The organism is Paenibacillus sp. J31R109 (assembly GCF_059692055.1).
In genome coordinates, this window is the sequence record NZ_JCAUAR010000031.1 from 1 (window position 1) to 24,187 (window position 24,187).

Below are 24,187 nucleotides of genomic sequence, written 5' to 3' on the forward strand. Positions count from 1 at the left end.
TGATTTAGTAAATTCAGTTAGATGGACCGCGGAGTGCTTGGAAACAGGCACGCTCCGTGCGGAGCAGGGGAAAAGCTGGAGATCACTTCAAATGCTTACCTATTGCAAACCCCAAGGATTCTGTACGTATCTTTGGGGACATTCTAGGGCGCAAAGCAGAAGCGGAACAATGGATTACGCAATTTGATACGAAAGTAGAAGCAGCTCGGAAAAAGGTTTCCAGTAAAGTTAGCAAAGATGAAACATTCACTATCTTTAATATTTGGAAAAATAAACTGCGCGTATATGGGTTTGTCAATATGGGAGGCTACGCTTTGTATGAAGGCCTGCAAGTGACGCCTAATCCCAAAGTAGATAAAGAATTCCGCAATGCTAAAGAGTGGTATCGTGAGATCTCTTACGAAGTGCTGCCTGAATTTGCAGGCGATCACATTATCTTGACGACCTATGACCCTGATGGTACTTCGACTGTTCTTAAAGAACTGGAGAGCAGCCCTCTCTGGAAAAATTTAAAAGCAGTCAAAAATGGAAACGTCCACGTTGTTAACTATAATTACTTGTATAATGATGATCCTATTGCCGTCGAAAATCAGATCGATATCTTGGCAGATGCCATTCTGGCTGGCCGATAACATGTAATGCCGTAATCTAAATGCAGACCCTCTTCTATCCGTTCGAATACGGTTATGAAGTGGGTCTTTTGGCGCATAAAGGGATTTGTAAAAATTTGTCGGCAACGAAAGGATGTATGCATAATTTTGTCGAATCTATAGGTATACATGAAAATTTTGGGTTATTCCCCCAAGAGGTGCGCAAATGAAGCGTTTTCAATTAATCTTGTTACTACTCACATTAGGCGGAGCTGCCTTCTTGGCATTGCTCTTGTATCCCAATTTAAGCTCATCGGAGAATTCCACTAATACTCCAATAACCACCTGGGAAGTGCAATGGATTCCTGTGGGAGCTCCAGAAGAGGCCCTACCTGACACAGGCGGAGAGTGGCTGTCTGCCACGGCTGAGCACCCGTTCGATGCCATTCCCGAAGGGAATGTCGGCGCATGGATTCACCTGACGGTTCCCCCGACGTCCAACCTTTCCAAACCCGGGTTGTATATTGAACGCCTATACGCCATGAACGTAATGGTTTATGAGAAAGGCAGGCCCGTCTATCAGGTCAATCACAACTTTGACTTCGAGCGCACCCTTCTCCAACTGCCGCTTGATCATACTGAGATAACTAGCGATCTCTATCTACGGCTTACGGCAAAGGAACGGGCAGGCATCAGCAGTGCTGTCCAGCTTGGTGAGCTTCCCGAAAACTCCCGGCAAGCTGTCCGCAAGGAACTGCCTAACTTGTTGCTGGGGGGAGGCTTCGTTTTCCTCTCATTCTTGATGCTTCTCTGCTCCTGGTACCTAAACCGGTCCCAACGCAGCACCGCCTTAGCGCTGACCCTATTCGTCATGTGCAGCGGCATCCTAATCATGACCTACTCGGCTATGCCTTACTACTATTTTCCTGAACTTGGACACGTTTTCGTATTTCTATTTGATACATCTATTTATATTTTGTTTCCTGCCCTGCTGTACTTCGTCATCCATATATTTGAAGGTCGGTACCCATGGTTTAAGCGGGTGTTCCGCTGGCTCGTCGTTTATTATTTGATTAGCTTCTGCATAATGGTATTGTATAAAATCATCGGAACTCCCTTGTATTCTCTTTACGGGTTTCTGACCTTCTGGCTGGGTGCACCGCTCATTATCGGACAATTAATTCTCGTCAGCGTCCTCGCCTTTCGGAACGCCATGCGGAATCCGCTTTCCCGGATCCTCTCCCTGGGTATTCTGAGCTTTACCCTTTGCAGTGTGGCAGATCTCTCGCTGATGTATGCGATAGATACACTTCGTATATTCAGTTTTTGGAAGCTTGGCATCATCATTCTGATCGCTTCTCTGGTGATCATCCTGAACCGCCGCATTGCATCTGACTATGCCCGGCTCCTATCCTACTCCAAGGAGCTAGAGCTCTACAATCACCAATTGCAACGGACGGAGAAAATGGAGATCATCAGCGAACTGGCCGCATCCATTGCTCATGAGGTGCGCAACCCGCTTCAGGTCACAAGAGGCTTTTTACAGCTACTCTCTGGAAAATCAGTGGATCACGACAAGTCCTACTTTAGCTTAGCCATTCAGGAGCTGGATCGAGCGTCAAGCATCATAACGGACTTCCTGACCTTTGCTAAACCTGAGCTGGATACCCTGGTAGAGCTGAATTTGCAGCATGAACTCGCACAGATCGAAACCATGATGACGCCGCTGATCTTGCTGAACAATGGTGAGCTGGAGGTCCACGTGCCCGAACCTCAAATCATTCTGGGCAACTCATCCAAGTTCAAACAAGCATTGATCAACATCATCAAGAATAGTATCGAGGCCATTCAAGAAAATGGCCACATTACCATCAACGCTTGGGCCGAGGGAGGAACCGCAGTCATCCGAATTGTAGACAACGGTGAAGGCATGGAGCCGGAGCAGATCGCGAAACTTGGAGAGCCTTACTTCTCAACGAAATCCAAAGGAACCGGCCTTGGCCTAATGGTTACCTTTCGTATCATCGAAGTCATGGAGGGCACCTTAGCATTCTACAGTGAAAAAGGAAAAGGAACCGAAGCCATCGTCCGATTCCCTCTCGTTTCCAACCCTAGTTCCAAGAAAACTTCACTTCTGCCCCAGTAGACTTTAATTGATCCATTTCCTCTGGTTGCGGGGGAATGACCAGCGCATAATGAGCTGGTGTTTCTGCCAGTACACTTAGCTCAATATCTTCAGGAACTTCAATGCCGAAGTCCTGCTTTAGCGCACTACGGGGATCTGCCAACAAGCGTGCCTTGAAATCGGCGTCTTCCCAAGCTTTCTGAATAATCTTCACTCTCAATGCATCCGTGGACATGACAACACAACCCTTCAAAATTTAGGATATCCTGCCTTTTCATAATACCACGGAACTAGATCTTTTGTACCATTGTTTTCCATTTATAGACAAAAAAATTTCAAATTCGCCATTATTCAACAAATCCAGGCGCCCTGAAATTCCATAAGTACACAGGAAAGGAACCGAAGCCATCGCTCGGTTCTTTTCCTGTTTTACTCAAGCTCCAAGCAATGAACATAGGTGTACATATTGTACTACACCTGAAACCGGCTCACGCCATCATCTAGCTCGCCAGCGAGTGAACGGAGCTGGCGAGCGGCTCTGGCGACTTCTTCGACGGAGGCAAGCTGCTCCTCCGACGCCGCAGCCACTTGCTGTGAATGGCTGGAAGCTGCTTCGGCGTTGCGTCCTGATTCCTCAAGTGAAGCGGCAATCTGCTCGCTGCAAGCGGACATTTGCTCGGAAGCGGCGGATACTTCCTGCACCTGCTCCGAGACTTGCTTCACCGATCCCAGAATCGCGCGGAACGATTTACCGGATGTTCCGGCAAGCTCCGTGCCGATGCGCGCCTGTCTGGCGGATGTGGACAAGGCCTCGCTGACTTCGCCGGCCTGGGAGCTAATGGCATGCAGAATAGCGGCGATTTCCTCCGAGGACTCTTTGGAGCGCTCGGCCAGCTTGCGAATTTCTTGAGCGACGACAGCGAAGCCTTTACCATGCTCGCCGGCTCTGGCCGCTTCAATGGAAGCGTTCAAGGCAAGCAGATTCGTCTGGTTAGCGACATCGGCAATGTGATTAAGAATGTCGCCGATTTTACTGTTGGACGCATTGAGCTCCTCCATTGTTGCCGCCGCTTGAACGACTTGATCCTCGATCGTCTGCATCTGAACCACGGTGCGGTTGATAACCTGCTCGCCATTTACGGCTTGCTCCGTCGTCTCCATAGCCAAGTCCGAGACCGACGACGATGATTCCGCGATGCGTTGAATGCCGACGGCCATCTCAGTCATTGCCCGCAGGCATTCGTCCATGCTTACCAACTGCGTGGAAGCGCCTTCCGCCACCTGTTGGATAGCCAGCGTGATTTCGTTTGTGGCCATAGCCGTTTGACCAGCGGTTTCTTTCAGATTGCCGGAAGAAGAGGCGACTTCGCCGGCGGTTTGTTTAATATGGACCGTCAAGGTGCGCAGGCTGCCGATCATTTCGTTGAATGAGCTTGCCGCCTGACCGATTTCATTCTCTCCGAATGCGGGCACCTTGACAGTTAGGTTGCCTTGAGCGGCAATTGCTGCCGTTTGCGCGAGCAAGCGGAGCGGCCGGACGACAAGGCGGACGAGCACCAGAACAAGCGCGATAGCAAGCAGAGTGACGAGCAAGCCGACACCAATGGCTTTGGCCAGAATGAGATTTATTCGATTCTGCACTTTCCCATAATCGTAGTCCAGCCCGATCACGGCGATTGTTTGGCCTTGCGCGTCGACGATCGGCGACAGGTAAGTAATCCAAGTGCCAAATGCATCTTTGTACGTAGCCGAAAGGGAAGCTTGTCCTTTAACCGCTTGTTTGAACGCATCCAGCAACACGTCTGGAGGGAGAACTTCGCTGCCGATGGCTACGCCCGCGGCGGCGAGCTCCTTACTGGCCAGCACGTCGAGCAGGTAAGTGCCGTCAGTTTTAGCTATGGAGACGGTTGATACTAAATAAGCATTGGTCATGATATCCTTATCCGTCATGCTATCGAGCATGAGCTGTAAGGTTTGCACATCGTTATCCGGCGTGGGCCCCTTCGTATTGACAGCTTCTGTGAGCAGTCTAACATGGTTAAGATTCGCTTGTGCTTGGGCGCTGAGCTTGCTTCCGAGGTCGATAAACTCGTCATACGCAGCGTTCTTCTGCGTGTTGTAGAGGAGAAAAGCCATGATCCCGATGATAAGTAAAAAAACGAGAGACAGAATCAGCGAGCTGCTGAACAGGAGACTTTTTCGTTTGAACCAGCGTAACAAAAACATACACCTCTTCGTTATAGGTCATCATAAATCTCTTCAAATTCTTCTTCTAAGAAGAATTCAAGGTAGGCACAGCCATTCCAATATTACAAACATTATAATATTGCATGGAGATGATCAAACAAGAGATTATTAACTCTGTGTACAGAATTATTTAACAGCTGTTATCTCCACACTCCGCTTTACCACTATTTCAATATGTTCGTAACGATTCGATTATTATTGCTGCATTATCCTTAATCCCTCAGGGAGTAGGCATGCTATGAGTGATGCCTATACGGAAATTAAACGCAAAAGGGCGCCCTATTGGACGCCCCTTCCGTCATAACTACAGCAATTTAATCAGCTCTTCTAACTCTTCCACCAATACTTTTGCCTGTTCAAAATTAGTATCTTTTAATGCCAGTTCAATTTTAATTTCAACTGCTTTTTTATTTTGTTCTTTTTCTAGATAGTCTCTATCAAAATGGCTCGCATAAATCATCTGTCTAAATTTGCGCATGCTCATCTTTCTAATCGTCTTCTCATCAATGATTAACACATAATCCATCCCATTAACGACAGAATAGAAATCATGAGAAATCATGAGAATCGCACCTTTATAGTCCGTAATGGCTTTCTCCAGTGCAATTTGTGTATAGGTGTCCAAATGGCTTGTCGGTTCATCAAGTAGCAGCAGGTTTGCCTTACTAGCTGAAACTTTAGCCAATTGAAGTATATTTTTTTCTCCACCAGATAAAGATGCGATCTTTTGATCAACGATTTCCCCTTCAAAGCCATAGTTTAAAAGATACGATCTAACCTCATCATACGTTTTAAACCCAGCATCGATGAATTCTTCTAGGATTGTATTAGAATCCTTTAGCACTTCACCTTGATTCTGAGATAAATAAGCGACTTTAACATCAGCATTTATTTCAATTGAAGCATGATTATTAGCAAAAATATCTCGGAGTAAAGTCGTTTTCCCGGTACCGTTTGGACCAATAATGGCTACTTTATCTGTAGATTTTATTTCAAAGTTAACCTTGTCTAAAAGCAACTCATCAAACGTAACACTGTAATTATTGACACTTACAACGATCGTGTCTTCCAGCTCATTTTCAATACCAAAGCTAATTTGGGGTTGCTTAATATCAACAAAAGGCGCTTTAATTCTACGCGCTTCCAATCTTTCTTGAAACCTAACTCTAGCTTTTAACGCTCTACCTCTAGAAGCTTCTGAATTATACGTTGCAATAGCTCTAAGATTATCAATAATGTTATCGTATCTCTCAATTTCCACTTGTTCAGCGACTGCGATTTCTTGCAGCTCTATTTTTGTTTGAAGTAACGAGAAGTTGTATTCGATATATCGCCCATCAAACTCTTGGATTTCCCTATTTTCAAGGTGTAGAATTTTGTTGAAACAGTGATTCAATAGATATCGGTTGTGCGTAACAACTAGCAGTATGCCTTTGTGAGAATTAATCAGATTCTTAAGTGCATTTAAATTTTCAAAGTCTAAAAATACATCGGGTTCGTCCATTATCAATACGTCAGGACTACTAAGCATTTCCTTCATCACTTGAATCAGTTTGAATTCCCCGCCACTCAGGTCGGATACACTAAGATCTTTGAGCTTCATGAGGTTTGCTAGATTTAGTTTCTTATTAATATTACTTTCAAAATCAGCCCCGCCGATGGTATCAAATGTGTCTAAAGCCAATTGATACTTTTCTAATAACGCATCCATATCCGATGATGTTTCCATCTCCGTACAGATAGCTGTTATTTCATCTTGTATCTTAATAAATTCTTCCCCTAAATATTCAAAAACTGTTATTTCTTTCGTTTTGTCGAATTGTGGAAATTGACTAACATGCCTAATATTACAAGTCGGGTCTATTTCTAACTTGCCCTCGAACAAATATCTTTCTGGATCCATCAGTATATCGATTAATGTACTTTTCCCACTGCCACTTGTACCTATAAAAGCGCAATGTTGCCCCTCTTCAAGCGTAAATGAAACGTTTGTATATAATTCTTTTTGCGGAAATGAGAAGGATAAATTATCAACTTTTATCATCGTATTACCTTTCTTTATAACTAAAATAGTGACTATTAGTAGGTGTTTCGCAAAATATAGTTTTTGAGTATACCGTTGTAAGAGTAACACTGTTTATAACCAACTTCAATGGGGTCAAATTTCCATGTTACTTTTTCAAATAAGGCCGAATGATCTCGTTGAAAGAGCTATTCTAAAACCAAGATCATCTATTTTAAAATCGGGCATGCTTTTCCTTCTACTCGTAGAACCACAATTGTTCTCGATCTCAGCCCAACTGCCACCGCGGAAGACTCTATAGTTCCCATATCGTTGCGTATCATATAGGTCCCAACACCATTCCCAGACGTTCCCAATCATATCGAAAAGCCCCCATGGATTAGGAAGCAATTGTCCCACTTGTTGAGCTGATCCATTGGCGTTATCTTGATACCATGCAATTTGTTCAATTCCTGCATACCGATATCCCGTGGTACCCGCTTTGCACGCATATTGCCATTCAGCATCTGATAGTAATCGAAAGCCATTCGCTGACTTGTTATATATCGTGTTCACACTTTCATTTGCCATGGTGTAGCATTCAGTCTTCCCAAACATTCTAGACAATTCATTACAAAAGACAATCGAATCCAGCCACGAAACGCCGGTAATTGGTAGATTATTCGAAATTAATTCTATTTCTTCTTCGTTCATTACAAAATGATACAACTGCTGTGTTACCGGATACTTCATTACATAGAAACGTTCAATCATCTCCGTTCTTGTAATGGCCTTTTTATGACCTCCGGGATTCGATAGCTTGTAATCAGAACTTAACCATTGATCCGTATTAACATAATCGCGTAATTCAACAGTTCCTTCTTTTACTGGGACCATCATATTCATTAATTCGATTAGAATACGTTCTCTGTCACTTCCGTACTTTTGGACTGGCATGATGACCACCCGCTTATCTCCGTATTTACGGCAAGTTTTGATGTTTAGTAAGCTTGTTTCTATTGTTGAATGAACCGGCACGTTATCATAATCCCCAAATCGCGTCTCGTCAAGAGATAATGTGCGAATGTGCGACATTGCGGGAGATCCCCCTTATGCTTTCTAAATAAGAATGATATTGCAGGTATGCGGGGTGTTATCGCTTTTTCCAATTCATCCGGTGTCACGTAAAATATTCTTCAGACCGATGAGGAATAAGGAAGGGAGATCTGCATGAACAGCGTGGAAAAAATTAAATTTTTGCTCCTTTCTGGCAAAGCACCTGAGGCTACTTGTTACGGGTATATGGAGCTGAATCGGGATGGCCATATGATCTCGCTCTACAATAGTTCCGGCGAGGAAATCGACATGTTTGGCGGACATGAATTTGTTAGGGTGAGAGCGCTTGGCAAATTTGATAATGAAGACCGTGATAATTTTTACACTTTATTAGAAAGTGATGGTGTAGGATAACCTGCATGACAGACAGGTGAAAGTTCGGTGTCAAGCGCCCATCAAGATGCTTCATACCCATCGCGCATAAGTAGAAAATATTGTATATTTAAGTAAACATGTTAAGAAGCTTGAACGCTTCTTTGGAAGAGGTTGCAGATATGGGTGATTTCAAGAGCGTGTACTGCCAAGGATGCTGGCAACAAATGAAGGTGCCGATCTTTATCCGCAGCCCGATATCTATTCCTTTTCGGCTAATGGGAATAAAACCTAGCCGAATGCATCCAAATCTATGCACGATTTGTGAATCTATGTTTACAAGGGTTAAGAAAAACAAACAGATCGAAATCCAGGCCACCGTCATGTTTGCCGACTTGAGGGGATATACCCGTCTATCGGAACATGCCGATCCAGCTGACATTGCACGGTTGTTAGAGAAATTTTATGATGAATGCGCGCCGGCGATTTGGAAGAGAGATGGCATTATTAATAAAATGATCGGTGATGCGGTGCTTTCTATATTCAATTTCCCCTTGGAGCGGCACGATCACGTCCATCAGGCTGTCATGGCCGCCATAGAGATCCAAAGGAAATGTAGAGATATGCAGTCCGAATTTTCAGCTATATCAGGCGTGGACGCCCCGGTGAAGATCGGAATTGGCATTCATACAGGGACGGCCTCTATAGGCGAATTTGGCACAGCTTATAAAGATTTCACGATTATTGGGTCTGTTGTCAATAAAGCTTCCCGAATTCAAGGCGCAGCCCAAAACGGGGAAATCTTAATATCAGACGATGCCTATCACTGCATCAAAGCCAATTATCCATATTTGGAACCCCATACTTATAACCTCAAGGGTATTGATCAACCCGTTGTTGCCTACGCTGTTCCGTTGTAATATAACCTAGCCGGTATTAAACTGGCACATATTGCTATCGGCTGCCTTACCACTACTTATGATAAGGCTCCCCCCGATTTATCCGCATCGCGCGATAAATCTGCTCCACCAGCACCAGCCGCATCAGCTGGTGCGGCAGCGTCATGCGGCCGAAGCTCAGCCGCATATCCGCACGGCGCAGCAGCTCGCTGGACAGCCCCAGCGAGCCGCCTATAACAAAAGCCACCTGGCTCCGCCCATAGGTGGCCAACTTATCGAGCGAGCTCGCCAGCTGCTCGCTCGACCACATCTCGCCGTCGATGGCCAGCGCCACGACGTACACATCTTGGCGCAGCGCAGCCAGCAGCCGCGCGCCCTCACGATCCCGAACCTGCTGTTCCTCAGCAGGGCTCATGTTCTCCGGTGCCTTCTCATCCGGCACCTCCACAATGCTGATCTTGGCATACGGGCCAAGACGCTTCACGTACTCCGCGATCCCATCCACGAGATAGCGCTCTTTTAATTTACCAACGGTCAGTATCTGTATCTGCATAACGTTTCGTTCCCCTTCTTTTATCTCAATCTTTTATCGATTCATTCTTTCTCAGATAATCGTTCATTCTTTTTTCATTTATTCATTTCCTCCCATCATACCATTCGAAGTATATACGCACCAATAGCACCTGTTAACGCCAAAAAAGCCCAGAGTTATACCAACTCCAGGCCCAGGCTCCCTGCTCATTCACATTTAATTCGAAACGATTAATTTCGGGTCCGTTTTCCAGAACCGTTCAAGGACCATGACCACGACAGTGGCAATTAACAGCCCGTTGCCAAACGCATACTGCATCACTACAGGAAGTTCAGGCATAGGTGAAGCCGCAATAATGGTGAAGCCGGCACCGACGAGAATTCCCATTCCCAGAATCGTCAGCTGGCGCTGTGTCTGAACGACGCGCGATAAGGAGGAGAATGAGTTACTGGTCATCTGCACGAAAGTCGCTAACGAGACTGCACTAGCTACGGATGTAGGCAACTGAGCAAGGAAATGAACGATCGAAGGAACAAGAGCAATTGCCGAGAGCGCCAAGCAGGCGATGATGAACGGCATTCTTCTCGTTTGCCCCGTCATTTTGATAAAACTCGCCGTAACCGGAAGCGAAACGACACCGACAGCGGAAAATAAAGCCGAAAGCCCATGAGATACGCCTGCAATTAGGCTCCCCCGGTTGTAGACATCCTTGCCAGGGAGTTCCTTCCGCGGGACGGCCTGCTGGCCCGCTGTAATAGCGGCAACAAGATTTGAAACAAGGATCAGCGTAAATAGCGCAGCCGTCAAAGCCATGCCTGGATTCAACTGGGGTGATCCCCATGCCCATATATCGGGAAGTTTGATCCATGCACCAGAGGCCGAACCTGAACTAGAGTCTCCTCCGACGGCTAATGCTTGAAGCACCCAACCTCCGGTAATCCCCAGTAGTACGGCATAGTTACGCGTCCATCCTTTCCCTTTTACATTCAGGAACACTACGCCACTGAATACCACGAATGAGATCAGAATCGTTCCATAATCTATGGCACCTTGCCCTGCTTTCAAGCCGAACATGCCTTTCAGAAATACACCACTTAGCTGCAAAGACAAGATGAACAAGAATAAATTCGTAACAAGCGGTGTAAATAAGTTGAGGAGTTTATAAAAAAGACCTGTAATGCCCAGTAAAAACAACAGCACACCGGCCATCAGCAGCCCGCCTTCTAGAACCTGCAGCACTTCTTTGGCAGTGTGACCTTGGTTTGCGGAAATACCGGCCATCATGACAAATACGCTTACCCATGAACCCGCTGGACCATCCACGATTGGAAACCGATGCCCAAGTACTGCTTGCAGCATGGAACTGAGTCCCACTACGAAAAATGTACGCTGCATCAACGAGGCAATCTCATCCTGAGACAAATGAAACAGACCACCAATTACGATAGGAAGTGCCACGGAACTAGCGATCATAAAAATAAACCATTGTAGAACATGTAAATACGGATTGGAATGATACTTTCGAAGCATAAAAAGGCTCCCCCTTTTCTGTCGGCTTCTATGGTATCATATCGATAAGCATACGAATAATATCTATATTCTTTGGTTTTCATACTTTAATCGTTTGGAAAGGAACGTCACTACGATGGATATCCGTCAACTTCGCTATTTCATCGCAATCGCTGAAGAGAAGCAAATTACGGCTGCCGCCCAACGATTGCACATGACGCAGCCCCCTTTAGGACAACAATTGAAGCTAATGGAGCAAGAGCTCGGCGTCGACCTTATTCTACGGACAGGTAAGGTCATCGAACTGACCGAAGCCGGACAGGCCTTATATAAGCACGCCCTACATGTAACGAAGCTTATGGAGGAAGCGGAGAATGATGTCAAAGAGATCGGCAAGGGAACGCGCGGCAAGTTACAAATAGGCGTTAACACCCTGTCCTCGGCCCAGCTGCCGCAACTGCTGCGTATTTTCAAAACTCGCTATCCAGAGGTTACGTATAAAATACAACAGAATGAATCCGCGCAGTTGCTCCGGCTTATTCGGGAACATGCCATCGAGCTTGCTATCATCCGGCTTCCCATGGAACTAAGTGATTTTGAAGTCATCCAACTGCAATCTGAACCTTTTTATTTCGTTACAGCGAAGTCTTTCGCTTCGGAATCACAGGCATTCTCTTTCGCTGATATTCAACGTTATCCGCTCATTTTGCCTAGTACAGAGGGTCTTGGGTTGTATCATAGTATCATCGATCAATTCACGGAACGCGGTTTGCAGCCTAACGTCATCGGGGAATGTTCCGACATGGTCACGCTATTGGAATGGGTATCCTCTGGGGATGCAACAACGATTGTGCCAGAGTCCATTGTGAAATGGCATCGCGAATATGCGTTCCAAGCTAATGAAATCGCAGACAGTCAGCTCAAATTAGCAACCGGAATAATATGGTTGAAGGAACGCCATGTATCCAAAGCAGCCCAGCATTTTATCGAGCTTCTGCAAGAAACCCAATAACATTTTCTCTCCCCATTTAATTTCAAGATATCAATTCGATGAGAAAGCTCAAATCCCAAACATATTCCTGTTTATACAAAGAAAAAAGAGGCCTAAAGGCCTCCCTCATACGATTAGAAAACGTGATAATGACTGGCAATGCTCGCAGTGCTCAGGCGGTGCCCAGTGGGCAAAGTGGGTTTTCTGCAAATCCACAACGTCTGGAGCTTCCTCGTACTCATCAACAAATTCATCTATGGCTATTTCCACATGATCTTTACAAACGACATGCATGTTTAGTACCTCTCATCCGATAGCGGTTCTGTAGATTTCTTTAATCTTTTATCCTATACTACTTATCCGTCGCCTCAACCAGCGTCAGCACCGTCGATAACTTCTTCCCGCCGCGATAGTACACCACGTTGATCTTGTCGCCGATTTTCTTTTCATTATACAGGTATTTTCTCAACCCAATCGTGCTCTCAATCTTGCGATCATCTAACTGTACGATCACGTCTTGCGCTTTCAGTCCCGCTTCCTTCGCAGGCCCTGACACGTCAAAGACGATAACTCCAGTTTTGACATCTGCAGGCAGCTTTAATACATCCGTGCCCTTAAAAGCTTGCAACTCCTGTGTCGACACCCCAATCAATGGCCGTTTCACCTTGTGATCCTTGATAAGACTATCAATAATCGGTTTGACACTATTAATCGGAATCGCAAAACCTAAGCCTTCCACGCCCGTATCCGATATCTTCATGGAATTGATGCCGATAACCTTGCCCTCGATATTGACCAGCGGTCCCCCGCTGTTGCCTTGATTAATCGCGGCATCCGTTTGGATGACGTCCATTTCCCAGTCATAATCCGTGCCCTCACGGGAAAGTGAGACAGGTATCGTCCGTTTCGGCGATGAAACGATGCCTTGCGTCACCGTTGGTGAAAAGCCCAGTCCTAGCGGATTGCCCACGGCAATCGCCATCTCACCCGCACGCAGCGTGTCAGAGTCTCCGAACTCAGCAAGAATTTTAATGTCTTTGCCATCTGCCTCTAACACAGCAAGATCCGTAATGCGATCACGGCCAACCAACGTAGCTTTGCGATGCTCACCTTCGAAGTTCACGATTTCGAACTGGTTCCCGTTCTCCACGACATGACTATTCGTCACAATGCGAACTTTATCCCCGTTCCGTGCAAACATAACGCCTGATCCAATGCCGATGCCCGACTCTTGCCCCGCTTCATCTTTTTTCGAGGAGATGACGCTGACCACGGCTGGTTTTATTTTGTCCGTTGCCGCAACAACCGAGTCATTGCTATTCATTGGATGGACATCCGCTTTGGCTACCACAGGAATCGCAAGCGCGTTCTCTGACGAACTACTTCCACCAATAGCTTGAACGATCCCTACAACTATCAGCATGCCTAGTGCCCCGATGAACCCTGCGATGAGGGCAACATACCGTCTTCGACCAGCAAAACTCGTGAAACTGGATAAATTCCCTGTCCCTTTGGGACGCCAAACCGGCTCGCGCCTTCTGGATCTTTTGGTCGAATAAAAATCATCATCAAACAAACTCATTTCGGATCCCTCCTCGCTGACGGGGCCAACTTAACACTCGCGTTGCTTTATTTCAATCGGTGGACGCGTTCAAGACATCCTGTGATTGTTTTTTTGCAAAAAATAGGAATGTTTCGCTCGCTTCTTGCCTACAATAATAGTAAACCAAATCTCTTACAGAATTACTAGAGTGATAGCAAATTTTTAATAGACCTTATTTAAAGGAGAATGCCAAGATGAACCGTATTCCTTCTCATTTTGAAGAAATTAACATGATCGGTAAGCTAGCTGACCTCAAGGAAAGCCACTATCACCAGTCCCTCGTTCTCTCATCTCTCATTCAAGTATTGATTGATAAAGGTCTCATTACCGCACAAGAGCTTCAGCTCAAATCCCAGGAGCTTGACGCAGCGCTTACTCCGAATCCAATACATCCCATTTCGTAGAACGGTCAAAATACGTATCCATCAGCCGCAGCTGTTTCGCCTCTGGCGCCCGCTCTTGTACTATATTATTCACGGTTAGCCTGGCCAAATCCATTAAGTTATGATCACGGCTAAGGTGCGCCATATAGACAGATTTCGTCTTATTCGTCATGATATCACAGAGTGCTTCCCCTGCGGCTTCGTTGGATAAATGTCCCTTGTCTCCAAGAATGCGTCGTTTAATGCTCCATGGATAATGACCCACGCGCAGCATGTCGACATCATGATTGGTTTCCAGGACCAAGGCATCGGAATCTGAGATCTTTTCCTTCACCTTTTCGCTCATATAGCCGAGGTCCGTCACTACACTTAACTTTTGTTCCCCTTCATAAAAGACGTAACCAACCGGCTCCGCCGCATCATGTGAAATCCCGAAGGATTCCACTTTGAGCGTTCCAAACTCCTCTACGCCGCCCGTGTCCATCACGCGCTTGTTCCCTTCAGCAATGACGCCAATTTGGCGATCTAGCTCTACCCACGTCTTCTCATTCGCATAAATCGGCACATCATACTTACGAGCGAACGCACCCAACCCTTTAATATGATCAGAATGCTCGTGTGTGACCAAAATGCCATCTATACTGCTCGCCGCGAGCTCCCGCTCCTTCATGAGCAGCTCCATCTTCTTCGCACTGAAGCCTACGTCGATCAACAGCTTAACCTCACCGTTATCGACAACCGTTGCATTCCCCGTAGAACCACTTGATAATACCGTAAATCGAATTCCCATCTTCCCTACTCCTCTATGCCTACCTGTGTGCCAATTCGTTAATCCTTACTACTTCTTAGGCGTACTCTTATCGCCTGGAGATGGAGAAGCTACTCCACCTTCTGATTCAAATGGTACGGGCTCAGAGCCCTTTTGCAGTGACTCTACTGCTCCATTGAATGCTTGCACATAATACACATATCCATTATCAATCGTAATCCGCCACTGTGGGAACATCGGTTGTGTTTGCGAATTATAAGGTTGTCCATGATACCCTAAGCGAACCTCTGTAATAATCGAGCCATCGCTTAAGTAATTGTCCACTAAACTGCGGACCGCTAATTGGGCCGAAATTAACTTCTGCTCCGTCTGTTCTACTTCTGATTCTACTTCAACAAAAGCTTGACGGTAACTGGTAATTTCTCCATTATTCTCTTTGAGTTCGACTGTCACATCAAAGAGTGGAACCTTGCCATACAATTGGGAGAATACATAGATCCCATTTTGACTCATAACAGAATCTAGTTGATACATGGCGAAGTTCGGAATCTCCGAAAGTGACTGCGCTTCTTTACTTGCCCCTTTTCCGAGCAACGTGCTCATGTAAATGGGAGATTTGAGCTTTTTCACCTCACCCAGCTTGATGCTGTCATCATATTTCACGGTTATGACCTTTAGCTTAGGCGAATCTGTCGGCAGCTCGTCTGTCAGACGAATATTTTTGTTGCGGAGCGCACGATTCAAATCCTCTACCGTACTGGATGGGTCTAAAGAAGTCCCCTGGTTGGAGCGATTGGTGGACCACAGCTGGAAGCCGAGAATCATATTCAACAGTAAAAATGAAGCAATCAAAATTGTCTTGGCCCTACTCCAATTCATACTCTCACCAACCCACCCCTGTGATTCTGTCTATTCAATAAAATCATACGTGCCATCCCGCAGCTCCAGTGCCCATGCACTCGTTAAGGTTAATGTCTTATCCGAAATGACGGGACGATAGGCTGGAAAAATAGAAACGATACTGGATCGACGCTGGTAGTATTGTAATCGTTGCTCTACAGCCTCGCCTGACATCAACTCATTCTCTCGCCGCTGCCCCGACTTCAGGTCAGGAATCACCATGGATCGCTCGAATCCGGAAATGACACCCTTCTGCACGTCCATTCTCATCGTACCAAAGCCATCCGGCTGCGCGGTTATAATGGGAAGTGATTCATAGTACTGGCGGAACCTGAAGGTCTGGTTGTCCAACTGTTTCTCTGGCGTACGGGCGACCATGTATCTGCCATCCCAACCAATGTGCTGATTGATGAATTTGATTCCTGCCATCAAATCTTCCAACACCTCTGTTTTACTAGCCGCAGGTGCTACCGGATCGAAATACGTAATCCATCGTTGATCTCGATTAAGCTGGAATCCTCGCTTGCTATCAGTGTATATCTCCGACCCGTCTCGCTCTTTCAAATAACGAGTAATCCCAGGGTCCACGAATAAGCTCTGCTTCAGCTGCTCCGCTGTAAGCTGCGTATATGTGAACGAAAAGCTAGGTAAGTGCAGCGGTTTCAACGGCAAATAGTAATCACCGCTATTGGTTGTCTTGTATAGGTTCGTTGGCTCGCCATAAGCAACGAAATTTTCAACGTCCTTGCTCGTGAAATCCGCCCCAATGACCTCATAGCCAACACCCGGCGAATCCGTGAAAAAGAACGCACGAACCTCATCATTCGTTCCCTTGGAGTAAATCCAAATTTTCGTAATTTTATCATTCTCAACTGGAATTTCGCCTTCAATACGGAATAGCTGTTGCAGGATCGTGAAGGGAATTCCTTCCCGGAACCGAATCTCTACGCCAAGCTGCTTCGTTCGAACATCTTCCCAGTTTACATTAACTAGGTACATTGACGTTTTGCGAAAGCCTTTGAAGCTCCGTTGCTTAATATTATCTAGCAATCTGGTGTAGTAATAGTTGTTCGGGTATAGCACAGAATGCTGCTGATTACCTAAGTGAATAATAAGCTGATCTGGAAATAGCATATCCGACAGCTCTGATTGCTTGCCCAAAGTCTCAGTCTGAACATAATTACTTTGCTGAATCGGTTCAATCTTCGGAGGGCTGTAGGAAGCAAGGATAAAGCTCTGATACAAGCTTGTCCCGATCAACAGCACAAGAAAGATCGTTTTCAAGCTCTCTATCATACTTCCCCCTCCTCTTCTTGCCGAATTGGCAATGTAAATAGGACGCGTGTTCCTTGACCAAGCTCGGACTCCAAAGCAATTGTTCCACCATGCGCTTTCACTATTTCCCGGGCAATGGACAGACCTAGTCCTGTGCCTCCCATGTTGCGAGAGCGTGCTTTATCTACCCGATAGAATCGGTCGAAGATACGCGACAGATCCTTCTTCGGGATCCCCATGCCATTATCTTGTACCGATATTTCTAGCATGTCTTTGTCTACTTTGCGTGCTTCCAACCGAATGGTTCCTTCATCGCCTGTATATTTAATCGCATTGGATACCAAATTATCGAGGACCTGATCAATTTTATCGCGATCAAGCAATAGGCGTGTTACGCCATGTTCCACGTGTAACATTATTTGAATTTTTCGTTGCTGCAGCTGAAAAGAAAACCGGTCCGCAACCTCCTCCAGCATCTCGCTGACAAGTGTTGAGGACTTACTCATCATCGACTGCTTCGAATCCAGTCGTGACAAATGCAGCAAATCCGTCACCAAGCGGATCATCCGCTCCGTTTCACTGCGTGTCACGCTGATGAACCGTGACGCGAGCTGCGGCTCCTCGATCGCTCCGTCATCGAGCGCTTCGAGATAGCTCTTGATCGTCGTCAGCGGTGTTCGCAGCTCGTGAGAGACGTTCGCTACGAACTCCCGTCTGGCTTGCTCCAGCTTCTCTTGATCCGTTACGTCCTGCAGCACCGCAATGATCCCGTGCTGGCCTTCGCCACGTTTATGAATCGGCGTGAACGTAATCCGAACCGACAATTGCTCATCCTCGTCGTCTGGTAGCTGAATATCCAGCAGCGTCGTATTCACTTGCCCAGTAACTAAAGCGCGAATCGTATCGATTGGAATGCTGATAACCTCAGCAATATCCCGACCTAGCGTTGTTTCCTCTTCTACTTGCAGGATCTGCTTCGCGCGACGATTCAACACGATCACTTGTCCTCTATCGTCTGTAGCAATGACGCCATCGTTCATATTCGTGAGAATCGAGGCGAGCTTCTCCTTCTCCTCTTCATTCAGCGAGAGTGCTTCCTTCAGCCGATTCATCATGAAATTAAAGGTTTGTCCCAGCTGACCGATCTCATCCGTCCCTTGAATGACGACTTGTTGATCGAAATTACCCTCGGCTACAGCCGTTGCTTGCTTCGTAATCTCTTTAATAGGATTCGTAATGGTACTCGTTAAAATGACACCCAGAATCGCTGTCAGCCCCAACGCAATCAAAGTACCGGAAATGAGGATTCGGTTAATCGAGCGAATCGTCTTGTATACATCTTCCATGGAGGCGATAATGTACACGGCCCCTAAGACACGTACCCCGCTGCCGACCGGCTTGGCGATAATCACCTTCCGGTACCCATCCTCATCTGTGAAAATCCGCTGATTATCCTTAATCCCTTGCAGCGCCCGAATGACTTCTGGCTGTGTATTTTTTTGCTTCAAATGGCTCGCGACCGACGTGCTAATCACATTCCCATTCGCATCAATGATTTGGATTTCTGCATTATTAATAGAGAATAGATTGCTAACGAACTCATTTAAATCCGCATACGTCTTCTTACCTTCTGTCGCATTCTTGCTCTCCTGATCCCCCGTCAAATACGATTCAACGAAGCCAGCAAGCAGCGTAACCTGACTATTGCGGGAAGCTAAGAAGTCATTTTTGAAATATGTCTCTACCGTCTTATAGAAATACACGCCAATTAGCTGCATCGCGATCAGAATCAGTAAAACATAAATAATAATTAGCTTCGCTTGAATCGATTGAAAGAAGCGGATGCCCTTCATCTTTAGAAGCCTCCGGCTTTCGGACTGCGCATCAAATAACCGAGGCCCCTACGCGTCATAATGTATTCCGGACGGCTAGGATCTGTCTCCAGCTTCTCGCGCAGACGGCGAATTGTCACATCGACAGTCCGTACGTCGCCGAAATATTCAAAGCCCCACACTGCTTGCAGCAGGTGCTCACGGGTCATTACTTTACCTGAATTTTTGGCTAAATATTGAATAAGCTCGAACTCCCGATGCGTCAGATCCAGCGGAGTTCCATCTTTGTAGACCATGTACATATCGTTATCGATGAACAACGCATGAATGCGCATCCCGTTCCGCTGTGCTTCCGGCTCGTTCGTAGTCGATTGCACCTTCGTCTGTCTGCGCAGATGCGCCTTTACACGGGCTAGCAGCTCTCTCGTGCCGAATGGCTTCGTCACATAGTCGTCTGCGCCCATCTCTAAGCCCAACACCTTGTCCAGCTCCGTATCCTTCGCTGTCAGCATAATAATCGGTGTATTGAGCTTAGAGCGCACCTCACGGCATACATCCATGCCATCTTTTACAGGCAGCATAAGGTCAAGGAGAATGAGATCCGGCTGTTCGGAGAACGCCAGCTCTACAGCGCTTCCACCATCGTACGCACAGATGACCTGATAGCCCTCTTTCTCCAGGTTGAATTTCAAAATATCTGCAATTGGTTGTTCGTCATCCACCACGAGAATTTTTCCAAACATGTGACCACCGCCTACTATAAAGTAACTGACACTGCCACACCTCATTGCGCGCACAGCTGTCAGAGTTAGATCCTTGTTCCAGCCAGTAATTTCCTACATACTCTTCTTCATTTTAACATACATTTAACTAAAAAGAGACAAGGCCCCCGAGTTGTCCGGTTCGACCTTGCCTCTATTTTTATTTAGCGATTTAAATATTTCAAAGGATTTTCTAAGTTACCACTGCTGTGAACTTCAAAATGCAAATGCACGCCAGTAGAGTCGCCTGTGCTTCCCATAATTCCAATTTTTTCGCCCTTTTCGACGATGCTGCCTGACTTCGTAGTAATTTGGCTTAAATGTCCATAAAGTGTTTCATAACCATTCAGATGGTTAATAATAATATAATTGCCGTAATCTGACTTATAGCCCGTTTCAACGACTTTCCCATTATCTGCTGCCATAATATTTCTGTTACCTGTGATGTCGACGCCTTTATGTAGCTTGCCCCAACGATAACCGAATGTACTTGAGATGCTTGGTGAAATAACAGGCCATGCGAACTTCCCAGTACCTTCACCCTTAATGACTTTCGTTCCTTTTTTCACCTTGGCCGTGACAGGCTCATCAATAATGTCCTCATTCACAACCTGCTCTTCAGTCAACAAACCATCGACTTTCGTCACTTGAATCGTTACTTTCTTCAGTCCATTCTTACCTGCGGAAATCGGTTGGATGACACCTAAGCGCATCGAATCGTCCTTCACATACTCGGTATCGTACTGAATCTCTTGATTCTTTACGATTTTCTCCGTCGTTTTCACAGAAAGAGTTGGCTTCAGTACCGTTACGTCTAACTGACTGCCCAGCTTAAGCTTATCATCTTGAATCCCTGGATTATTATCATAAATAAATTGCTTGGTAATCCCTAATTTCTTCGCAATACAAGAAACACAATCCCCTTCAACAACGGTATACTTAGCTGGTGCAATATTGCCAGTCTGCAATGTCTTCACGACATCTTCAGGCTTTGCTAGCTCCGTTGGATCGATGGGAACTTCCGCTGTATCGACCTTTTGCACGAACTCCACTTTTTCAAGCTCGGATGGTGCAGTAGATATATCCTCACCTAGACCGGTAGATAAGGCAGCTACTTTTTCGTTGTTTTTCCCTTTGGGTGTGAATGGTTCACTTACTTGATTGAGAATTTGATCGGCAGTAGCCTTATCTTTCACAATCGCGACCGTCTTGCCATCCACTTTCATGGCTACACCCACTGGTTGCGGTACGAGCAATTGATCCAAGGTGGAAATAACAGCAGAATCGTCTGTTTTCTTATTGTAAGCCCTTTCAGACGTGTAGGTGATTCCATCTGTTTTAAGCACCACATGAACACTTGGGAAATTCTTCTGTACATCTAACGGTTTGTTCGTTTTATATTCATCAATTATTGTATTGTCGCTTACGATACCTATTTCTTGGTTGTTAAGCATCACATGATACACATTGTCCATGCCCGCTTCTACATATTGATGTCCGGCGAACGTAATCGCTCCAGTAAGTGCTATAGCACCTACGCCTAATGAAAGTGCCCATTTGTATCGTTTGATCACCGTTAGTGTCTTGGATGTCGTTACTTCGTCTGGTTGAACTGTCTCTAGCTGCTTGTCTGATAATGATTCATTTCCGGTCAAGCTTTCTCGCTTAGGCGTGAATCTCTTCATGAGATCCATGACAAAACGCATTCCCCTGAAACCTGTCATGATCTTCTCCCTTTGAACGGTTTTGCATCCGTGCTGTAACATCGTTACTCTGTGGATACATAAATAAACCTTGATTAGACATAATATCCATTATGACTATCTTTCTTTTGTTAAATTTAACACACTTTCTGTGCCTATTTCAACAAAATACTCGATAACCATGTGATAGATTCGTGTCCACCACCAAAAGAAGTCGCTAAAAGTCTGGTTTTTTGTTCGAATTCCCAATTTCATTTGCCTTTATTTCACAACAATTGACGAAAAGGCATGAAACTTAGCAGGGAAGCTACGGATGAGATCCATGGGTCAGCAACTCCCCTAACCTAAACCTAATATTTGTTTAAAATATCAGTTAACTGCGCCAGCTCTTTGTCGTTCAAATATTTTTTAAGCGTCGCATTTACTTCATCAAGCTCTTGCGTTGTAATCCCATTTTCCAGGATCCCGGAGAGAGTCTGCACCTCTGTCTGTGGAAGCTTAGCAACAACAAGAGAAAATATTTTCATTTTATCATCACTGGAGAGGGCTTCCTTCTTCTTCGCAAAATCCTCTGTAGACATGACAAGCTCCTTCTTCTCGCTCTCCTCCGTTCGAGCGCTTCCCATCACGGCTATCGCATCGTCCTGATTTGTTGTAGATGTAGATGCGTCTACACCGCTTGACGAACTAATACCGCCTACAGGTTGTTGATCATTCGGATTTGGACTTGAACTTGGGCTTGGAAACGCCCCTGACGGGTTAGGATTAGGAGTTGGCGTTGGCTTTGTTGTAGGTGTTTCCCCTAATGCTGCCTTCTTCCCCCCGTCTTTCCCCTTAACTATATTCAGCTCTTCCGCCAATCTTGACGCAAATTCACCAAATTGAATCTTTTTACCCATCGCGGGTAGCTGATACTGTCGAAATATATCCTCCACGTACATGTTTACCACATACCACGTTGTAAACATCGTAATAGATGTAATAAGGACGGTACTTATGACGATTTTACTTAACCAAGTTAATAGTTTCATATGCTTTATATCACTCCTAACATTGCTCACACAGAGATAAGCTTCTCTTCCCAGTATGGACGAAAACCCTGCCATTATATCCCTATAGGCAAAAGAAAAATCCCCTAAGCTGCGAAAGCAGTCTAGAGGATTGTTTAGGTTATCTATGATTTAAGCGTAGATAGGACGAACTAGATTTGTTTGCTCACGGTTACGACCTACGGAGAAGATCGCGATTGGGATACCTGTCAGCTGGGAAACACGCTCAACATAGTGTCTTGCGTTCTCAGGAAGATCGCTGAGCGTACGTGCCTCAGAAACATCTTCTGTCCAACCTGGAAGCTCTTCATACACCGCTTCACACTCGGAGATAGCTTTCAAGCTAGCTGGGTAGTGCTCAATCAACTCACCGCGGTACATGTAGCCTGTGCAGATTTTGACGGTTTCTAGACCTGTCAGAACGTCGATGGAGTTCAAGGACAAGCCTGTGATGCCGCTAACACGTCTTGCGTGACGTACGACTACGCTGTCGAACCAGCCTACACGACGTGGACGACCTGTTACTGTACCGTACTCGAAGCCTTTTTCACGAATCCAAGCGCCAATTTCATTATCCAATTCCGTTGGGAAAGGACCGTCGCCGACACGTGTTGTATAAGCTTTTGCCACACCGATGATGTTGTGAATCTTCGTTGGACCTACACCAGAACCGATACACACACCACCAGCTGTTGGGTTGGAAGAAGTAACATACGGGTATGTGCCTTGGTCGATATCCAACATAACGCCTTGCGCGCCTTCGAACAACACTCTGCGGCCTTGGTCAATATATTCATTCAGGATAACCGAAGTATCCTTCACGTATGGACGAATGATTTCAGCGTATGCGAGGTACTCTTTAAGAATTGGCTCTACATCAAGACCTGTTGAACCGTAGACTTGCTCGATCAAAACATTTTTCTCAGCAACAATACGACGAAGCTTCAATTCGAACTCTTCCGCATCCATCAGATCCGCGATACGAATACCGTTACGAGCAGCTTTATCCATGTAAGCAGGACCGATCCCTTTGCGAGTCGTACCAATTTTGCTATCGCCTTTACGATCTTCTTCCAGACCGTCAAGTACCAAGTGATACGGCATAATGACATGCGCGCGATCACTGATGTTCAAATTCGTTGTTGTAAAACCATTATCATGAATGTAATTAATTTCTTCAATGAGTGCAGCCGGATTAATAACCATCCCATTCCCGATCACACAAGCTTTATCTTTGTAAAAAATACCGGAAGGAATCATCGTTAGCTTGTACTTTTTCCCGCTAATAATGATCGTGTGGCCTGCATTGTTACCACCTTGATAACGCGCAACAACCTCAGCAGATTCCGCTAAGAAATCCGTGATTTTACCTTTCCCTTCATCTCCCCATTGCGTACCGACAACAACAACCGTTGACATATGCACTTACCTCCGTACGGTGACAAGTCACCCATAATGAGCCTGTTATGGCTGTAAGACCACAGATGAAAGTTGGACTTCATTAAAGCGCTAAAGCGTTCAGCGTCCATTGCACTTTCCCTCTGGCGATTCTGGTGATGCAACTACCTCTATTCACTGCTACGCGCGGC

At 45.8% G+C, this 24,187-nt stretch carries 22 protein-coding genes; 6 read left to right on the forward strand and 16 right to left on the reverse strand.

Annotation, left to right across the window (positions count from 1 at the left end):
- Nucleotides 1–56: 56 nt before the first annotated feature.
- Nucleotides 57–632 (forward strand): ABC transporter substrate-binding protein, encoded by a 576-nt coding sequence (locus AC58QT_RS34230; protein WP_497412854.1) that lies wholly within the window; start codon nucleotides 57–59, stop codon nucleotides 630–632.
- A 184-nt stretch (nucleotides 633–816) separates the two neighbouring features.
- On the forward strand, nucleotides 817–2,736 hold the full coding sequence (locus AC58QT_RS34235) for an ATP-binding protein (RefSeq protein WP_497412855.1): 1,920 nt from the start codon (nucleotides 817–819) through the stop codon (nucleotides 2,734–2,736).
- On the opposite strand, the gene AC58QT_RS34240 is transcribed toward AC58QT_RS34235, so the two are convergent.
- The 4 genes from AC58QT_RS34240 to AC58QT_RS34255 all read right to left on the reverse strand — a co-directional run bounded on the left by AC58QT_RS34240 (nucleotide 2,702) and on the right by AC58QT_RS34255 (nucleotide 7,921).
- Nucleotides 2,702–2,950 carry an NHLP leader peptide family RiPP precursor gene (locus AC58QT_RS34240; RefSeq protein ID WP_310499911.1) on the reverse strand — a complete coding sequence of 83 codons (249 nt, stop codon included), beginning with the start codon at nucleotides 2,948–2,950 and terminating at the stop codon, nucleotides 2,702–2,704. The two genes, AC58QT_RS34235 and AC58QT_RS34240, sit on opposite strands and share 35 nt — an antisense overlap.
- A 236-nt stretch (nucleotides 2,951–3,186) precedes the next feature.
- A complete protein-coding gene (locus AC58QT_RS34245) occupies nucleotides 3,187–4,935 on the reverse strand; it encodes a methyl-accepting chemotaxis protein (protein WP_497412856.1) in 1,749 nt (582 codons plus the stop codon).
- A 331-nt stretch (nucleotides 4,936–5,266) separates the two neighbouring features.
- Nucleotides 5,267–7,006, reverse strand: a complete 1,740-nt coding sequence (locus AC58QT_RS34250; protein ID WP_497412857.1) for an ABC-F family ATP-binding cassette domain-containing protein — start codon at nucleotides 7,004–7,006, stop codon at nucleotides 5,267–5,269.
- Nucleotides 7,007–7,141: 135 nt separating this feature from the next.
- Nucleotides 7,142–7,921, reverse strand: a complete 780-nt coding sequence (locus tag AC58QT_RS34255) for a formylglycine-generating enzyme family protein (protein WP_497412882.1) — start codon at nucleotides 7,919–7,921, stop codon at nucleotides 7,142–7,144.
- A 273-nt stretch (nucleotides 7,922–8,194) separates the two neighbouring features.
- Between AC58QT_RS34255 and AC58QT_RS34260 the strand changes: the two genes are divergently transcribed.
- Nucleotides 8,195–8,434, forward strand: a complete 240-nt coding sequence (locus AC58QT_RS34260) for a hypothetical protein (protein WP_497412858.1) — start codon at nucleotides 8,195–8,197, stop codon at nucleotides 8,432–8,434.
- Between the two features lie 140 nt (nucleotides 8,435–8,574).
- Nucleotides 8,575–9,312, forward strand: a complete 738-nt coding sequence (locus tag AC58QT_RS34265) for an adenylate/guanylate cyclase domain-containing protein (protein WP_497412859.1) — start codon at nucleotides 8,575–8,577, stop codon at nucleotides 9,310–9,312.
- A gap of 52 nt (nucleotides 9,313–9,364) precedes the next feature.
- Here AC58QT_RS34265 and rlmH read toward each other — a convergent pair whose 3' ends face one another.
- Together rlmH and AC58QT_RS34275 are read right to left on the reverse strand one after the other, a co-directional pair.
- Entirely contained in the window at nucleotides 9,365–9,844 is a 480-nt protein-coding gene (gene rlmH / locus AC58QT_RS34270) for a 23S rRNA (pseudouridine(1915)-N(3))-methyltransferase RlmH (protein ID WP_497412860.1), read from the reverse strand.
- Between the two features lie 195 nt (nucleotides 9,845–10,039).
- The gene (locus tag AC58QT_RS34275; protein WP_497412861.1) at nucleotides 10,040–11,353 is read right to left on the reverse strand and encodes a purine/pyrimidine permease; all 1,314 of its coding nucleotides are present in this window, start codon (nucleotides 11,351–11,353) and stop codon (nucleotides 10,040–10,042) included.
- 115 nt (nucleotides 11,354–11,468) lie between these two features.
- Between AC58QT_RS34275 and AC58QT_RS34280 the strand changes: the two genes are divergently transcribed.
- Nucleotides 11,469–12,344, forward strand: a complete 876-nt coding sequence (locus AC58QT_RS34280) for a LysR family transcriptional regulator (RefSeq protein ID WP_497412862.1) — start codon at nucleotides 11,469–11,471, stop codon at nucleotides 12,342–12,344.
- Nucleotides 12,345–12,449: 105 nt separating this feature from the next.
- Here the strand turns inward: AC58QT_RS34280 and AC58QT_RS34285 are convergent, their stop codons facing one another.
- Entirely contained in the window at nucleotides 12,450–12,617 is a 168-nt protein-coding gene (locus AC58QT_RS34285; protein WP_063795715.1) for a CxxH/CxxC protein, read from the reverse strand.
- Nucleotides 12,618–12,675: 58 nt separating this feature from the next.
- Nucleotides 12,676–13,905, reverse strand: a complete 1,230-nt coding sequence (locus tag AC58QT_RS34290) for a S1C family serine protease (protein ID WP_310499898.1) — start codon at nucleotides 13,903–13,905, stop codon at nucleotides 12,676–12,678.
- Between the two features lie 215 nt (nucleotides 13,906–14,120).
- On the opposite strand from AC58QT_RS34290, the gene AC58QT_RS34295 reads away from it, so the two are divergent.
- Nucleotides 14,121–14,330, forward strand: a complete 210-nt coding sequence (locus AC58QT_RS34295; protein ID WP_310499897.1) for a hypothetical protein — start codon at nucleotides 14,121–14,123, stop codon at nucleotides 14,328–14,330.
- Here the strand turns inward: AC58QT_RS34295 and AC58QT_RS34300 are convergent.
- The 8 genes from AC58QT_RS34300 to AC58QT_RS34335 form a co-directional block, all read right to left on the reverse strand.
- On the reverse strand, nucleotides 14,299–15,099 hold the full coding sequence (locus AC58QT_RS34300; protein WP_310499896.1) for an MBL fold metallo-hydrolase: 801 nt from the start codon (nucleotides 15,097–15,099) through the stop codon (nucleotides 14,299–14,301). The two genes, AC58QT_RS34295 and AC58QT_RS34300, sit on opposite strands and share 32 nt — an antisense overlap.
- A gap of 48 nt (nucleotides 15,100–15,147) precedes the next feature.
- Nucleotides 15,148–15,957, reverse strand: coding sequence for a two-component system regulatory protein YycI (gene yycI, locus AC58QT_RS34305; RefSeq protein WP_310499895.1), 810 nt, complete (start codon nucleotides 15,955–15,957; stop codon nucleotides 15,148–15,150).
- A gap of 30 nt (nucleotides 15,958–15,987) precedes the next feature.
- Complete coding sequence (locus AC58QT_RS34310; RefSeq protein ID WP_497412863.1) at nucleotides 15,988–17,274, reverse strand: YycH family regulatory protein; 1,287 nt, start codon at nucleotides 17,272–17,274, stop codon at nucleotides 15,988–15,990.
- On the reverse strand, nucleotides 17,271–19,106 hold the full coding sequence (gene walK, locus AC58QT_RS34315) for a cell wall metabolism sensor histidine kinase WalK (RefSeq protein WP_497412864.1): 1,836 nt from the start codon (nucleotides 19,104–19,106) through the stop codon (nucleotides 17,271–17,273). The genes AC58QT_RS34310 and walK overlap by 4 nt, the downstream gene beginning before the upstream one ends.
- Before the next feature lie 2 nt (nucleotides 19,107–19,108).
- Nucleotides 19,109–19,828 carry a response regulator YycF gene (gene yycF / locus AC58QT_RS34320; protein ID WP_310499892.1) on the reverse strand — a complete coding sequence of 240 codons (720 nt, stop codon included), beginning with the start codon at nucleotides 19,826–19,828 and terminating at the stop codon, nucleotides 19,109–19,111.
- 182 nt (nucleotides 19,829–20,010) lie between these two features.
- On the reverse strand, nucleotides 20,011–21,570 hold the full coding sequence (locus tag AC58QT_RS34325) for a peptidoglycan DD-metalloendopeptidase family protein (RefSeq protein WP_497412865.1): 1,560 nt from the start codon (nucleotides 21,568–21,570) through the stop codon (nucleotides 20,011–20,013).
- Nucleotides 21,571–21,899: 329 nt separating this feature from the next.
- Nucleotides 21,900–22,580 (reverse strand): hypothetical protein, encoded by a 681-nt coding sequence (locus tag AC58QT_RS34330; protein WP_497412866.1) that lies wholly within the window; start codon nucleotides 22,578–22,580, stop codon nucleotides 21,900–21,902.
- A gap of 150 nt (nucleotides 22,581–22,730) precedes the next feature.
- The gene (locus AC58QT_RS34335) at nucleotides 22,731–24,017 is read right to left on the reverse strand and encodes an adenylosuccinate synthase (RefSeq protein ID WP_310499889.1); all 1,287 of its coding nucleotides are present in this window, start codon (nucleotides 24,015–24,017) and stop codon (nucleotides 22,731–22,733) included.
- Nucleotides 24,018–24,187: the final 170 nt, after the last annotated feature.